Below are 11,468 nucleotides of genomic sequence, written 5' to 3'. Positions count from 1 at the left end.
TACTGTTTCGACGTCAGTGATGATCGTGCTGGTGGTCGTGCCGGTCGTCTTGCCCGGCATCGCCCTTGTCGCGGCGCGGCGCCGGAACGCCGGCAATCTCGCGCGCCTTGACCGCCAGCTCGACCAGGATGCGGTGGACGTCGTGGGCGCTGGCCATGCGCCGGCCGAAGGGCAGGCGGCGTGCCGCGTGGCCGGACATCAGGTCGCAGCCTTCGGGATCGATGCCGGTCATGCGCCACGCGCCCGGCGCCGCGCCGAGGAGGGCGGTGGCGTAGAGGCCGATGGCGTCGGCATGGTCGGCGTTCATGTGGGCGATGGCGCCTTCCTCGCTCGCCAGTGCCTCCTCGGCGCCGGCGAGGCTGGTGAGGAAGTCGGCGGCCGGCACCTCGGCGATGCGGCCGAAGCCGGCGACGAGATGCGCGCTCTCCAGCTCGATCCGGTAGAAGGCGAAGTCGGCGAAATCCGCGAAGCCGGCCGAATCGGCGTGGCGGGCGAGGAAGCGGCGCCTGGCGGTGGCGATGTCCGCCTCGCCCTCGACACGGAAGATGTGCCCCTTGAGGCTGGCCCGCGCGCCCTGCAATTCATCGCCCTCGCGGCGTTCGTCGACCAGAAGGCTGACGCGCCGGTCGCCGGCGATGTTGCGGGTGTGGCGGGCGAGCTGCGAGAGCAGCAATATCGGCGCCCCGTCATGCAGGGTGGCCACCTGCACCAGCGAGGCATAGGGCCAGCCGTCGCGGTCGAGACTGGCGAGCGCGCCGGTGCGGGTCTCGCGCAGGAGGCGCTTTACCGTGGCGGCGGCGTCGAAACCGGAGGCGTTCATGTCGTTCATGGGATGGTCTCCCGCTTGGCTGTCCCGGCCGGTTGTCTCAGTGGCGAAGCCGGCCGGCAGCGTCAAGTGCGGCAGATGGCGGCGGGGGCGCGACGGCGCCGTTGCCCGGTCGCAAATGGCCGCAGACGCCGTCATCCCCATCTGTCGGCGGGCGACGCATTGGCTAACTGCCTCGAAACGCGCTATTTCTATCTGAGTCTGCTTGCGTGTCACATTCTGGCCACGCCGGCACGGTTCACCGCCGGGGGCGACATCCGCCGCCGAACAGGAACATGTAGATGCCGACCATCGCTCTCGTCGACGACGACCGCAATATCCTGACTTCCGTCTCGATCGCCCTCGAATCCGAAGGTTACCGCATCCAGACCTATACCGACGGCGCCACCGCGCTGGACGGCTTCAAGAGCAACCCGCCGGACCTCGCCATCTTCGACATCAAGATGCCGCGCATGGACGGCATGGAGCTGCTGCGCCGCCTGCGCCAGAAGAGCGACATGCCGGTGATCTTCCTCACCTCCAAGGACGACGAGATCGACGAGCTCTTCGGCCTGAAGATGGGCGCCGACGACTTCATCAAGAAGCCGTTCTCGCAGCGGCTGCTGGTGGAGCGGGTGAAGGCGGTGCTGCGCCGCGTCGCCCCCAAGGACGGCACCGCCCCGCGCGAGACCGACAGCGCCAAGGTGCTGGAGCGCGGCCTCTTACGCATGGACCCCGAGCGCCACACCTGCACCTGGAAGGGCGAGAACGTCACCCTCACCGTCACCGAGTTCCTGATCCTGCAGGCGCTCGCCACCCGCCCCGGCGTGGTGAAGAGCCGCAACGCGCTGATGGACGCCGCCTATGACGACCAAGTCTATGTCGACGACCGCACCATCGACAGCCACATCAAGCGGCTGCGCAAGAAGTTCAAGGTGACGGACGACAATTTCGAGATGATCGAGACCCTTTACGGCGTCGGCTATCGCTTCAAGGAGTAGACGGCTTTTGCTCGACCCGGAATCGACGCGGAACCTGCCGCCGGGCGAGGACCCCGAGGAGCAGGAGGAGGCCGTCGCGGAGGCCGCAGGCGAGCGCCGCAGGGCTTGGTCGCTGGCCTCGCGCGCCGCTGGCCTCGTGCGCGGGCTGCGGCGGGCGCGCCATTTCGTGGCGCAGAAGAGCTCATCGAGCCTCACCCGCCGCATCGTGCTGCTCAACCTCGCCGGCATGGGCGCGCTGGTGGCCGGCATCCTCTATCTGTCGGAGTTCCGCGCCGGCCTCATCGACGCGCGGGTGCAGAGCCTGCTGGTGCAGGGCGAGATCATCGCCGGCGCCATCGCCGCCTCGGCGCAGGTCGATTCCAACGCCATCACCATCGATCCCGAGCGGCTCTTGGAATTGCAGGCCGGCGAGAGCTACGGGCCGGGCGAGGAGGGCTTCGCGCCGCTGGAATTCCCGATCAACCCCGAGCGGGTCGCCCCGGTGCTGAAGCGGCTGGTCGAGCCGACCGGCACCCGCGCCCGCATCTATGACCGCGACGGCATCCTCTTGCTGGATTCGCGCTCGCTCTATTCGCGCGGCGAAATCCTGCGCTTCGAGCTGCCGGAGCCGACCGCGCGCCAGCCGAACTGGATGGAGCATGGCTGGAACAGCATGAAGATGTGGTTCGAGCGCGGTGACCTGCCGCTCTATCGCGAGCTCGGGCCCAATAACGGCAAGGGCTACCCGCAGGTGGTGGGGGCGCTGCTCGGCCAGAAGGCCAGCGCGGTGCAGGTCAATGAGCGCGGCCAGATCATCGTCTCGGTGGCGGTGCCGATCCAGCGCTTCCGCGCCATTCTCGGCGCGCTGCTGCTCTCCACCCAGGGCGGCGAGATCGACGAGGCGGTGGCGGCCGAGCGGCTGGTTATCGTGCGCGTCTTCCTCGTCGCCATGGTGGTGATGGTGGTGCTGTCGTTCCTGCTCGCCGGCACCATCGCCGGCCCGGTGCGCCGCCTTGCCGACGCCGCCGAGCGGGTGCGCCGCCGCACCCGCCAGCGGGTGGAGATCCCCGATTTCACCAGCCGCTCGGACGAGATCGGCCATCTCTCCGGCGCGCTGCGCGACATGACCGACGCGCTGTATTCCCGCATCGAGGCGATCGAAAGCTTCGCCGCCGACGTGTCGCACGAACTGAAGAACCCGCTGACCTCGCTGCGCTCCGCGGTGGAGACGCTGCCACTGGCCAAGAACGACACCTCGCGCGGGCGGCTGATGGAAGTGATCCAGCACGACGTGAAGCGGCTCGACCGGCTGATCACCGACATTTCCGACGCCAGCCGCCTCGACGCCGAATTGCAGCGGCAGGAGGCCGAGCCGGTGGACCTGCGCCGCCTGCTCACCACCGTCTGCGGCGTGCAGAACGACGTGGTGCGCGGCGACAATGTGAAGGTGAAGCTCGCCTTCGAGCCCGAGACCGAGGGCGGCAAGCCGGTCGCCTTCGTGGTGGCCGGGCACGATTCCCGCCTCGGCCAGGTGATCAACAACCTCATCGACAATGCCCGCTCCTTCTCGCCCAAGGGCGGGGAGGTGCGCGTGAACTGCCGCAAGGTGAAGGGCGGCGGCGTCGAGATCATCATCGATGATGACGGGCCGGGCATTCCCGAACACGCGCTCGGCCGCATCTTCGAGCGCTTCTACACCGACCGGCCGGAGGAGCAGGGCTTCGGGCAGAATTCCGGCCTCGGCCTGTCGATCTCCCAGCAGATCGTCGAGGCGCATGGCGGCCGCATCTGGGCGGAGAACCGCCCGCCGGCGCCGCTGCCGGAACCGGAGCCTGCCGCCGACGGGGCACCGCGCAAGCGCCGCCGGGCGACCAAGAAGGGGGCAAGCGGCGGGGCGCGCTTCATCGTGCGGCTGCCTTGCATGTGAGGCATGAGGATGGCGGACGACGAACGCATCGCCGGGGCGCATTTCAGCTCTACCCACCACGCTTCCTGCGTGCGGGTGGGCGAGGCGGGGGTGCTGATCCGCGGCCCCTCCGGCGCCGGCAAATCGCATCTCGCCTTCGCGCTGATCCTTGCCGGACGCACCGGCCTGATCCCCGAGACCGTGCTGGTCGGCGACGACCGCCTGGTGCTGGAGCGGCGCGGGGAGCGGCTGATCGCCGCCCCGGTGCCGGTGCTCGCCGGCCTCATCGAGGTGCGCGGCGCCGGCCTGCGCCGGGTGCCGCATGTCGAGGAAGCCGAGGTGGCGCTGGTGGTCGATCTCGCCAGCGCCGACGGCGCCCGGCTGCCGCGCCGGGAGGATTGCCGCATCGCGATCGGCGGCGTCGCGCTCGCCCGCCTGCCGGTCTATGACCGCGGTGATGCGGTGCATCAGGTGCTGGCGATGCTCTCGACCCAGGCCGGACTTCAGGAAAGTTAAAGCATATTCGACGGAAATTACCGGCGCCTCGCCGGGAATTCACGCGCAGATTTGCTGAATCTCCTGCATTTTCTGTTGCTTAGCCGATGCGGAGCGCTGCGCCGGTGGCCGCGCGGTCATCCCCAGGCTTTCGCGCGGCGTACTTGCCATTTGTGTGCAGCGCAACGATGATGTTTCCCCCACGGGAGCGGGCGAACCCGCTTGCCTCGGAAGCCTTGGGCGACGTCGGACCGACGCGCCGGGGTTCGTGCCGGCCAGCCGCACGGCGGAGCAGAATGATAGGGCTTGTACTCGTCACCCACGGACGCCTCGCCAGCGAGTTCCGTGCCGCGTTGGAACATGTGATGGGGCCGCAGTCCCAGATCGAGGCCGTCACCATCGGCCCCGATGACGACATCGAGCAGCGCCGCCTCGACATTGTCGCGTCGGTGAAGGCGGTGAATTCCGGCCAGGGCGTGGTGATCCTCACCGACATGTTCGGCGGCACGCCGTCCAATCTCGCCATTTCGGTGATGACCGAGCCGGACATCGAGGTGGTCGCCGGCATCAATCTGCCGATGCTGGTGAAGCTCGCCACCGTGCGCGGCGAGGTGCCGATGGATGTCGCGGTCGCCCAGGCGCAGGAGGCCGGGCGCAAATACATCAACATCGCCAGCCGGGTCCTCGCAGGGAAATGAGCGCCGCCGGCACCTCCGCGACGCTGCGGCGCGAGCTTCCCATCCTGAACAAGCGCGGCCTGCATGCCCGCGCCTCGGCCAAATTCGTGCAGACGGTGGAGCGCTTCGACGCCGAGGTGCGGGTGACGCGCTGCGGCGAGACCGTGAGCGGCACCTCGATCATGGGGCTGATGATGCTTGCCGCCGCCCCCGGCACCTCAATCCTGGTGGAGACGGAGGGCCGGGAGGCGGAGGCGGCGCTGGAAGCGCTGTCGGCGCTGGTGGGCGACCGCTTCGGCGAGGGCGAATAGATCGGCGTGCGAATAGATCAGGGTATCGGGATGGTCACGAACACGCCCGGCGATTGCGGCGGCGAGGCCTGACTGGGGTTGCTGGCGCCGGGATTCGGTGCCGGGCCAACCCACCCGGGCGAGATGGTGGTGGCGTTTCCCGGATTGCCCGCCGGTGGCGTCACCGGATTCAACACCACATTGCCACCGGTTCCGGGCACGCTCCAGGACGGCACCGCGGTCTGCGCGAAAGCCGATGATCCGATCAGCAGGAGAGGCACGGTCCACACTGCGCACGCTTTGGCACGTTTCATCATGGCTATGTCCCTCTTGGGTAGAGTTTTTATGATGATACAATTTTTAATTGTATGCTAGCCAGATCCATTCATATAAAGACATCTTTATATCGTTATTGAAACCTGTGGCTGGGGCTGCTATCAACCCGGCGAGCTTCGATCCATCGGACCGGGGCCGCCCCGCCCCCTGTCCGCTGACACGGGACGACGGGCGGCCCCTCAGGCACAAGGAACCCGACCATGGCCCTCGCCAGCGACTACATCGTCAAGGACATCGGCCTTGCCGGCTTCGGCCGCAAGGAGATCGATCTCGCCGAGACCGAAATGCCCGGCCTGATGGCCATCCGCGCCGAATACGGTCCGTCGCAGCCGCTGAAGGGCGCGCGCATCGCCGGCTCGCTGCACATGACCATCCAGACCGCGGTGCTGATCGAGACGCTGGTCGCGCTCGGCGCCGACGTCCGCTGGGTGTCGTGCAACATCTTCTCGACGCAGGACCACGCCGCCGCCGCCATCGCGCAGGCCGGCGTACCGGTGTTCGCCTATAAGGGCGAGACGCTGACCGAGTACTGGGACTACACCGCCAAGCTGTTCGACTGGCACGGCGAGAAGGACGGCGAGATTCTGGTGCCCAACCTGATCCTCGACGATGGCGGCGACGCCACCATGCTGGTGCATTACGGCCTCAAGGCCGAGCAGGGCGACACCGGCTTCCTCGACACCCCCGGCTCCGAGGAAGAGGAAATCTTCTTCGCGCTGATCAAGAAGCTGCTCGCCGAGAAGCCGAAGGGCTGGTTCGCCGAGGTCGCCAAGTCGATCAAGGGCGTGTCGGAAGAGACCACGACGGGCGTGCACCGCCTCTACAAGCTGGCCGAGCAGGGCAAGCTGCTGTTCCCGGCGATCAACGTCAACGACTCGGTCACCAAGTCGAAGTTCGACAACCTCTATGGCTGCCGTGAATCGCTGGTCGATGCCATCCGCCGCGGCACCGACGTGATGCTGGCCGGCAAGGTCGCCTTCGTCGCCGGCTTCGGCGATGTCGGCAAGGGCTCGGCCGCCTCGCTGCGCCAGGCCGGCGCCCGCGTCATCGTCTCGGAAGTCGACCCGATCTGCGCGCTGCAGGCCTCGATGGAAGGCTATGAGGTGGCGACCATCGAGGACGCCTTCTCGCGCGCCGACATCTACGTCACCTGCACCGGCAACAAGGACATCATCACCGTCGACCACATGCGGCAGATGAAGGACCGGGCCATCGTCTGCAACATCGGCCACTTCGACAACGAGATCCAGGTCGCCGGCCTGCGCAACTTCAAGTGGACCAACATCAAGCCGCAGGTCGACGAGATCGAGTTCCCGTCCGGCAACCGCATCATCCTGCTGTCGGAAGGCCGGCTGGTGAACCTCGGCAACGCCATGGGCCACCCGTCCTTCGTGATGTCGTCGTCGTTCTCCAACCAGACGCTGGCGCAGATCGACCTGTGGGTGAACCCCGGCAAGTACGACAACAAGGTCTACACGCTGCCGAAGGTGCTCGACGAGAAGGTGGCGGCGCTGCATCTCGAAAAGCTGGGCGTGAAGCTGACCAAGCTCTCCCCCGAGCAGGCCGACTATATCGGCGTGACCGTCGACGGGCCGTTCAAGGCGGATCACTACCGCTATTGAGCCAAGGCGCCGCGCGGCGCCGGCTCGGAACCAAATGCGCAATGGCCGGGCTCGTCCCGGCCATTGTCGTTTCGCTGCGTCGCGGTCTTGCGGAGCGGCCGGTGTGGGGCGACGGCGTGACTGCCAGCCGGGTGGGGCGCCTACCTTCTTTCGTGAGCCCGCCATGCCGAGAGCCCTGACCCGCAGTTTCCTCTGCCGTCTGGGGAGAGGTGGCCCGCGCGGCGGGTCGGTGAGGGGCGCCACCATTGCGAGGCATCGAAGACCCCTCACCCCAGCCCCTCTCCCCGACGCGGAGAGGGAGAAGAAGAGCGTCTTCATCGCGCATGCCCGCCACTATCAGCCGGGCACCTCAGGAGGACGACGTTCCGATGGCACGCGCCGCAGGAGGCCCTGCACTTCGCCCGCGGTCAGAGTTCCTTCTGCATCAGCACCAGATCGAGCCGCTGGCCGAACTTGATGCCGATGCCGCGCATATGGCCGCTCTCCTCGAAGCCGAGCTTCCTGTGCAGGGCGATGGAGGCGGCGTTGCCGGCGGTGATGCCGCCGATCATCACTTTCTTGCCGAGCGCGCGCGCCGGCTCGAACAGCGTGCCGACCAGCTGGCCGCCAATGCCGCGGCCCCGCGCGTCCTCTGCCACATAGACCGAATGCTCGACGCTGATGCGGTAGCCGTCGAAGGGACGGAAATCGCCGAAGCTGGCATAGCCGAGCACCGCGCCGTCCTCGTCCTCCTCCACCGCCACCATCACTGGATAACGCTTGGAGATGCGGTCGGCGAGCCAGGCGCGGCGGTTGGCGAGGTCGACGAGGGTGTCGTTCCAGATGGCGGTCGAGGTGAGGACGGCGCGATTATATATGTCGAGGATGCCGACAAGGTCGCGCTCCTCCGCATGGCGAAGCAGCATGAAGATTCCTTCACTTCCGGCGCCGCGATCCACGGCCGGGCACGGCGCCACCGCCGACGGTCTATCGCGGCTTCGCCCCGGCGCGCAATGTCGCGCCGGCGGGAAATTCGCGCGCACTCGTCTGGAACCGACGCGGTTTCATCCCATATCACCGGGGCACGGGGCGACCGTGAGCCAGGGAAGGGACAGGAATGAACGCGAACGATCCGTTCGGCCAGATGCGGTTTAGCGTGCGGCGGGTAAGCTGGTGGCAGGTGGCGATCGTCGTCGCCGTAGCGCTGGCGGTCGGCACGGCTCTGGCGCTGGTGGCGGCAAGCGTGTTCCTCGTCGTGGCGCCGGTCCTGCTGATCGCCGGCCTCGCCTACAAGCTGTTCGGCGTCAAACCGCGCCGCTCCGCCGCCGATACCACGGTGATCGATGCCGAGTATCGTGTACTCTCGCCCGAGGAAGCCGCGCGGGACCGCGACATCAATCGCGATCCCGGCCGGCTACGCTGAGGGACGGGAATGGGAATGGTCGGAGCGCTGGTTCGTGCCGGATTGCAGCTCATCGAGCTGCTGATCAAGGCCCTTACTTCTCGACAAAAGCCTTCTCGATCACGAAATCACCGGGCTCGGTCGTCGAACCCTCCTCGAAACCGCGATCCTTGAGGATGACGCGCATGTCGTCGAGCAGCTGCGGGCTGCCGCACAGCATGACGCGGTCGTCCTCCTTGTCGAGCGTCGGCAGGCCGAGCTCCTCGAACAGCTTGCCGGAGGTGATCAGGTCGGTGATGCGGCCCTGGTTGCGATAGGGCTCGCGCGTCACCGTCGGGTAGTAGACCAGCTTCTCGCGCACCAGCTCGCCGAAATACTCGTTGTCCGGCAGCTCCTTCTCGATGAAGTCCTGATAGGCGAGCTCGGCCACCGTGCGCACGCCGTGCACCAGGATCACCTTGTCGTAGTTCTCGTAGGTATCCGGGTCCTTGATCAGGCTCATGAACGGCGCGAGGCCGGTGCCGGTGGACAGCAGATAGAGCCGGCGGCCGGGCACCAGATAATCCACCAGCAGCGTGCCGGTCGGCTTGCGGCCGACGATGACCTCGTCGCCGATCTTCAGGTCCTTCAGCCGCGAGGTGAGCGGGCCGTTCGGCACCTTGATCGAGAAGAACTCCAGCGTCTCCTCGTAATTGGCGCTGGCGATGGAATAGGCACGCAGCAGCGGCTTGCCGTTCACCGGCAGGCCGATCATCACGAACTGGCCGTTCTTGAAGCGCAGCGCCGGATCGCGCGTGGTGGTGAAGGTGAACAGGTTGTCGGTCCAGTGGTGCACCGACAGGACGCGCTCGTGATGCAGGTTGCTCATTTACGAACCGTTCTTGTGAAAACTTCCAAACAAACCGGAAGCCATGTAATTCTCTGCGGCGGGGTTTACTGCGCATCGCCGCCGCTGTCGAGAAGTCCGTGACATTTCCGTGCTGCGCCTTGCGCAGGCCGGATCTGCGGTCTCGATGGGTGCGATGATCGGCCCCGGCGACGAGGAGGCGGCATGTTCACCCATATTATTCTCGGCGCGCGCGACCTGCCGCGCCTGACGGTTTTCTACGACGCGGTGCTGGCGCCGCTCGGCCTGGTGCGGCTCGACCTGGCCGACGATGGCGGGCCGCCCGGCTCGATGTGGGGGATGCCGGGGCGGCGCTGGCCGCAATTCTTCGTCCAGCTGCCGTTCAATGGCCTGCCGGCGACCTGGGGTAACGGGACGCAGGTTAGCTTCGCCGCGGCCTCGCCGGCGGCGGTGGACGCCGCCTGGCGGGCGCTGGTGGCCAATGGCGGCACCGACGAGGGTGCGCCGGGACTGCGTCCACATTACGACCCGGATTATTACGGTGCCTATGGCCGCGACCCGGAGGGCAACAAGCTGTGCTTCGTCCATGCCGGCGGGCTGGAGGGGCTGGCGGCGGAGTAGAGTCGGTGGGGTGAGGCCGTCAGTCAGCCGCCCTGGCTGCGCTTGTTCTCATACATCTGCAGGTCGGCGCGCCGCACCACCGCCTCCAGCCGCTCGCCGGACTCGCTGGTCGCCATGCCCATGGAGACGCTGAGCGCCTGCGCCGAATAGAACTGGTTGTTGACCGTGATCAGCTCGCCGATTTCCGCCATCACCGCCGCGCCGCCATCGGCATCGACGCCCGGTAGCAGCACCGCGAACTCGTCGCCGCCGATGCGCGCCGCGACATTGGGCTTGTCGACCGCCTTGCCGAGCACCTCGCCGGCCCGGCGCAGCAGCGTGTCGCCGGCGGCGTGGCCGAGCTGGTCGTTGACCTGCTTCAGGTCGTTGAGATCGATCATCACGATGGTGACCGGGAACGGCCCGCGCCGCTCCAGCCGGTTCAGCTCGTCGACATAGAAGGAGCGGTTGTACAGCTTGGTCAGCACGTCGTGATTGCCGAGATATTCGAGATAGGCCTCGGCCTTCTTGCGGGCGGTGATGTCGGTGAGCGCCACCTGCACCAGCGACCAGTCGTGCTCGCGGCCCGGCAGCACCGAGAATTGCAGCAGCACGTTGATCTCGTCGCCGGCGAGCGAGTAGTTCACCACCTCGCGCTGGTGGAACAGCTTGCCGTTCCACAGGTCGATCAGCTGCTCGCGGAAATGCCGGTGCATGTCCTCGCGGAACACCCGACCCATATTGGCGACCAGCGTCTTCTTGTCGGCGGCCTGGAACATGTCCAGCGTGTGCTGGTTCACGTCGATGACACGTACCTCGCTGATGCAGCGCTGCACGAAATCCGGATGCACGTCGGTGAAGACGCGCAGATCGTCAATGCCGCGCTGGCGCAGATCGTCGATCAGCTGCTTGATGCTGGAGAAATCCTCCACCCACAGCGACACCGGCGAATGCTCGAACAGCCCGCGGGCATATTCCTCCGCCTTGCCGGCGGCACGGCGGGCGGTCTCCCGCTCGGTCACGTCCTCGGTCGAAAGCAGCACGCGGTCGAGCCGCTCTTCATGGCCGGGCAGCACATGGCCCCGCAACTGCACATCGAGCCGGCGGCCGCCGAGCGTGTAATTGGTGGTGTGACTGGCGAACTGGGTCTTGCCGTCCCAGAGCTGCGACAGTTCCTCGATATGGGTGCGCAGCATGTCGCCGCGGAACACCTTGTCGAGATTGGCGACCAGATGGGCCGGGCTGTCGGCCTCGAACAGGTCGAGCGTCGCCTGGTTGACCTTCAGCACACGGATGCGGCTGGCGCAGGCCGCGACCCGGCGCTCATCGGCGTAGAGATGGTCGCGCAGCGAGGTGACGCCGTCGCGGCGCCAGCCGTCGAACAGCGCCTTGACCTCGCTGAAATCCTCCAGCCACATCGGGATCGGCGCCAGCTCGAACATCTGGCTGTCGTCGAGCCCGGAGCTGTCGTCCGTCGCCTGCGGGAGAGTTGGCTCATGCAGCATCCGCACGTTACTCGTCTGTCCGGC

At 67.1% G+C, this 11,468-nt stretch carries 13 protein-coding genes; 8 read left to right on the top strand and 5 right to left on the bottom strand.

Annotation, left to right across the window (positions count from 1 at the left end):
• Positions 1-13: 13 nt before the first annotated feature.
• A complete protein-coding gene (locus tag KHC24_RS20445; RefSeq protein WP_246547195.1) occupies positions 14-829 on the bottom strand; it encodes a HugZ family pyridoxamine 5'-phosphate oxidase in 816 nt (271 codons plus the stop codon).
• Positions 830-1,107: 278 nt separating this feature from the next.
• On the opposite strand from KHC24_RS20445, the gene KHC24_RS20440 reads away from it, so the two are divergent.
• The 5 genes from KHC24_RS20440 to KHC24_RS20420 all read left to right on the top strand — a co-directional run bounded on the left by KHC24_RS20440 (position 1,108) and on the right by KHC24_RS20420 (position 5,174).
• Positions 1,108-1,806: a response regulator transcription factor gene (locus KHC24_RS20440; RefSeq protein WP_213365125.1), complete on the top strand. Its 699-nt coding sequence runs from the start codon at positions 1,108-1,110 to the stop codon at positions 1,804-1,806.
• A gap of 7 nt (positions 1,807-1,813) precedes the next feature.
• A complete protein-coding gene (locus KHC24_RS20435; RefSeq protein ID WP_373878589.1) occupies positions 1,814-3,712 on the top strand; it encodes a sensor histidine kinase in 1,899 nt (632 codons plus the stop codon).
• A gap of 9 nt (positions 3,713-3,721) precedes the next feature.
• Complete coding sequence (locus tag KHC24_RS20430; RefSeq protein ID WP_213365124.1) at positions 3,722-4,207, top strand: HPr kinase/phosphorylase; 486 nt, start codon at positions 3,722-3,724, stop codon at positions 4,205-4,207.
• 275 nt (positions 4,208-4,482) lie between these two features.
• Complete coding sequence (locus KHC24_RS20425; RefSeq protein ID WP_213365123.1) at positions 4,483-4,884, top strand: PTS sugar transporter subunit IIA; 402 nt, start codon at positions 4,483-4,485, stop codon at positions 4,882-4,884.
• On the top strand, positions 4,881-5,174 hold the full coding sequence (locus KHC24_RS20420) for an HPr family phosphocarrier protein (protein WP_213365122.1): 294 nt from the start codon (positions 4,881-4,883) through the stop codon (positions 5,172-5,174). The genes KHC24_RS20425 and KHC24_RS20420 overlap by 4 nt, the downstream gene beginning before the upstream one ends.
• Positions 5,175-5,191: 17 nt before the next feature.
• Here KHC24_RS20420 and KHC24_RS20415 read toward each other — a convergent pair whose 3' ends face one another.
• A complete protein-coding gene (locus KHC24_RS20415; protein WP_213365121.1) occupies positions 5,192-5,470 on the bottom strand; it encodes a hypothetical protein in 279 nt (92 codons plus the stop codon).
• A 219-nt stretch (positions 5,471-5,689) separates the two neighbouring features.
• On the opposite strand from KHC24_RS20415, the gene ahcY reads away from it, so the two are divergent.
• Positions 5,690-7,111, top strand: coding sequence for an adenosylhomocysteinase (ahcY, locus tag KHC24_RS20410; RefSeq protein WP_213365120.1), 1,422 nt, complete (start codon positions 5,690-5,692; stop codon positions 7,109-7,111).
• 407 nt (positions 7,112-7,518) lie between these two features.
• On the opposite strand, the gene KHC24_RS20405 is transcribed toward ahcY, so the two are convergent.
• Positions 7,519-8,022: a GNAT family N-acetyltransferase gene (locus tag KHC24_RS20405; protein ID WP_271180630.1), complete on the bottom strand. Its 504-nt coding sequence runs from the start codon at positions 8,020-8,022 to the stop codon at positions 7,519-7,521.
• 185 nt (positions 8,023-8,207) lie between these two features.
• On the opposite strand from KHC24_RS20405, the gene KHC24_RS20400 reads away from it, so the two are divergent.
• Positions 8,208-8,513 carry a hypothetical protein gene (locus KHC24_RS20400; RefSeq protein WP_213365118.1) on the top strand — a complete coding sequence of 102 codons (306 nt, stop codon included), beginning with the start codon at positions 8,208-8,210 and terminating at the stop codon, positions 8,511-8,513.
• A 73-nt stretch (positions 8,514-8,586) separates the two neighbouring features.
• Here KHC24_RS20400 and KHC24_RS20395 read toward each other — a convergent pair whose 3' ends face one another.
• Complete coding sequence (locus tag KHC24_RS20395) at positions 8,587-9,360, bottom strand: ferredoxin--NADP reductase (RefSeq protein WP_213365117.1); 774 nt, start codon at positions 9,358-9,360, stop codon at positions 8,587-8,589.
• Between the two features lie 183 nt (positions 9,361-9,543).
• On the opposite strand from KHC24_RS20395, the gene KHC24_RS20390 reads away from it, so the two are divergent.
• The gene (locus KHC24_RS20390) at positions 9,544-9,960 is read left to right on the top strand and encodes a VOC family protein (protein WP_213365116.1); all 417 of its coding nucleotides are present in this window, start codon (positions 9,544-9,546) and stop codon (positions 9,958-9,960) included.
• Positions 9,961-9,983: 23 nt separating this feature from the next.
• Here the strand turns inward: KHC24_RS20390 and KHC24_RS20385 are convergent, their stop codons facing one another.
• On the bottom strand, positions 9,984-11,444 hold the full coding sequence (locus tag KHC24_RS20385) for a sensor domain-containing diguanylate cyclase (protein ID WP_213365115.1): 1,461 nt from the start codon (positions 11,442-11,444) through the stop codon (positions 9,984-9,986).
• Positions 11,445-11,468: the final 24 nt, after the last annotated feature.

This window comes from Ancylobacter defluvii (genome assembly GCF_018390605.1).
Taxonomy (GTDB): Bacteria; Pseudomonadota; Alphaproteobacteria; order Rhizobiales; family Xanthobacteraceae; genus Ancylobacter; species Ancylobacter defluvii.
The sequence above is the reverse complement of the archived record's forward strand: the minus strand, read 5'-3'. Positions and strand labels throughout refer to the sequence as shown.